The organism is Xanthomonas populi, assembly GCF_002940065.1.
GTDB lineage: Bacteria > Pseudomonadota > Gammaproteobacteria > Xanthomonadales > Xanthomonadaceae > Xanthomonas > Xanthomonas populi.
The window spans coordinates 1-2674 of sequence record NZ_MDEJ01000244.1 but is presented as its reverse complement, the minus strand read 5'-3'; the positions used below and the strand labels follow the sequence as shown (position 1 = coordinate 2674).

Sequence of the window (2674 nt, the reverse complement as noted above, 5' to 3'; positions counted from 1 at the left end):
ATTAGGGCCGACTGGCGATGACGCGGCACGCGGCATCGGTGCGCAGCACCCCAAGCCGGTGACCGCTTGCGGTCACGCCCCCGCCTGGATTGGATCAGACCCACGGCATTGCATCGTTTTCGCATGTTGTGCGACATCGGCATGGGTAATGTGGTGGATGTGCAAGCGCAAACGACCTCGACTAGACCCGTGGCAATTCGGCCCCCCTGGCGTGTGCGACGCGTGTGGGGGTCCGTGTGGAACGTTGGATCAAGCCGGGATCGTCTGCTACTTCTGTTTCGCTGGCGTGTTCATGCACCGCTCGTTTTGGCAATTCGCACGCTGCCCGAGCTGCAAAGGCTTGGACGTGTTTTGCAGCGACTGCGGCGGTCGCGGCTATGTGTCGACGCCACGGGAGGACATCGATGTTGATGAGTTACGGCGCTGCTGGGCGTCGGTTGTTGCACGCCACAGCGAGTTTGGTGAGGATTTACCGGCGCCGGTTGCGGCATTGAAATAGCGGGTAAGGCTTCTAGATCCCACGGCAATTGACTCAATAGGCATAAGTGCCTACTGTGGTCTAGTAGGCACTTATGCCTACTAGACCATAAAATTGCATGAGATCAAACGATGAGCAAATCCATTGCCCGCATCTATGTCAACGGGATCGAAGTTGGTTCGCTGCCAGCCGAAACCTATCAAGAGATCGTCAAAAGCCTCCACAAAGACCGACGTTTGTATCTCGCATGGGCTGTAGCCGCAGCTGGATCAATTGTGCGTCTGCTCTTGAAGTTTTATAGCTCGTTGCCTTCGGTAGTCGTCGGTCTATTCCTGCTGCTCGCAGTGCTTACGCCTGACACGCTCACGGGCGTGCTGACCGATCTTCGAGCTGCAGCCCCCTCAGCGATCACAGAGGGTCTGCGCAAGCTGCTCGGCTTTATCTCGATGGTCGCTATGTTAACTGCTCCTTTCGTCGCCCTCTTGGCACCCGAATACTTCCGGTTTCAAAGTCCATTCGACGTCGCGTTGAACCGCCAAATTCGTAGCCTGCTGGAAGTGCCCACAGAAGGGTCGTTGAGGATCGTTATCGAGACGCCAAAAGACAGCGAGTAGTCGGCCATGGATAACCGAACACGATACAAATACCTGCTTGCCAAACACGGAATAACTCAGGCTGAGAGCGCGGCACTCATCTGCGCACACACTCAAAGACCGTGCGCGGTGCGCACTGTTAGAGCATGGCTGAATGATCCCGACAAACCGAGCTCCAACCCGTGTCCCGACTGGGCCGTCAATGCCCTGGATGCTGCTCTAAAAGCACGCCGTAGCAAGTGATATCGCGGGAGCGCAGGATGTTCAGTGTCATCTGGCATTTCCGGTCGTGGCTGTAACACGCAAAACGCCGTGTATATCGCGGCAGATTTCAAAGGTTATGCGGCGGACGGACACGTAAGTCAGGGGGGGGCAGTGGTAATCTTCGACCACTTAGAGCCTGGCGAGTCCGCGCGCTTCAAGGGTGGTGGTTTTTCCGAGACGATTACCACCGCCAAGCTAGTGATGCTACGCACGGTCCCTTAAAACAGGCTGCGAGCTGTTCAACAGCTCGGTGATCGCCGCATCCTGCCCTGCGTCGTAGGCAACCAAGTCGCAGCGCTCCGGATAAAGCAGCCACATCAGCTTCTCGTAGGCAGCTAGGCGTTGGACATCGGTCAGCGCTGACAACCTCGATGCAAGATCGAACAAGTCCACTGTGGGTGCGAAGATTTCCCAGTGACCGGCGTTTTTCTGTTGCTGTTGCGCTGTCCGATCGGAGGCGCGGCTGGCCGCAACGTCTGCCAGTCGATCCACGTCAGTCGTCCACGGGCCTTGTGGCAAGTGATCGCATAGCTGCTCATCTTCATCCAGGCTGTCCAGGTATGAAGAGTGCGCTTCGTTGCACTCGTCGTTGAGCATTTCTGCAAGCGCGGCCCATTCGTCCTCAGTGAACTGCGGCATGTGCCGCAGGACCAATTCACGATACGAACTTAGGATCTGGGAGAGCCGCGCGTGCACAAAGCGGTGGCCGGTGAACATTGCCGCGTTGGCATGCACTAGCCCGACACGCAATTCGTAGATCTCCGGCGAGTCGGTTTGCACGATGGCGTCGGTTGCGGCGCTCTCATCGTGGCGCGCCACCAGGGCATTGAGGCGTGCTGCGTGATCGGCCTGGGCTTGCTCTAGCTCTGCCGATGTGGACGCGTAGCGGTGGCCACTGGCGCGATCAAGGCGTGCAGACGCTGCCACGCATCTATGTATTCGGCTCCCAGCTCATGTTCCCCGAGCTGGGCCATCAGCACGTGCTGCAGATCCGCGCTGAAGGTCCGCAGCCGGGCTTCATGCTGCTCGACCAGGGCGGCCAGCACGTCGCGCTCGGCGGTCACCTGGTGGAGTTCGTCGTGGTCACTCATACGCCGGCACCAGCGGTGCGGGCGGTCTTGCGGGTGCGCGGCAGGCCGGGCAATTTCAGCTGCGCCCGATCGCTGGGCAGGATCTTGGCGACGGTGGCCACGGTCGCTGCGCCGGCCGGCGTCTTGGCCGGCTTGGCGGGTTTGGCCTGGCGCTGGAGCTTGGCCAATGCCTTCAACGCGGCCGGGCGGCCGCGTCGGTAGATCTTGGGGGCGTGCACGTAGTTGGCCGGCAGCACCTCGAACACGGT

1 protein-coding gene and 2 pseudogenes are annotated in these 2674 nt (G+C 59.6%); 1 reads left to right on the top strand and 2 read right to left on the bottom strand.

Annotated features, from left to right (window positions below; genetic code table 11):
- The first annotated feature begins 609 nt into the window (after positions 1-609).
- On the top strand, positions 610-1092 hold the full coding sequence (locus XpopCFBP1817_RS20390; RefSeq protein ID WP_128418460.1) for a hypothetical protein: 483 nt from the start codon (positions 610-612) through the stop codon (positions 1090-1092).
- Positions 1093-1539: 447 nt separating this feature from the next.
- Here the strand turns inward: XpopCFBP1817_RS20390 and XpopCFBP1817_RS20375 are convergent.
- Positions 1540-2426 (bottom strand): annotated as a pseudogene (locus XpopCFBP1817_RS20375) (hypothetical protein).
- A pseudogene (locus XpopCFBP1817_RS20370) lies at positions 2423-2674 on the bottom strand (hypothetical protein); the annotation flags it as partial. The pseudogenes XpopCFBP1817_RS20370 and XpopCFBP1817_RS20375, both read right to left, overlap by 4 nt.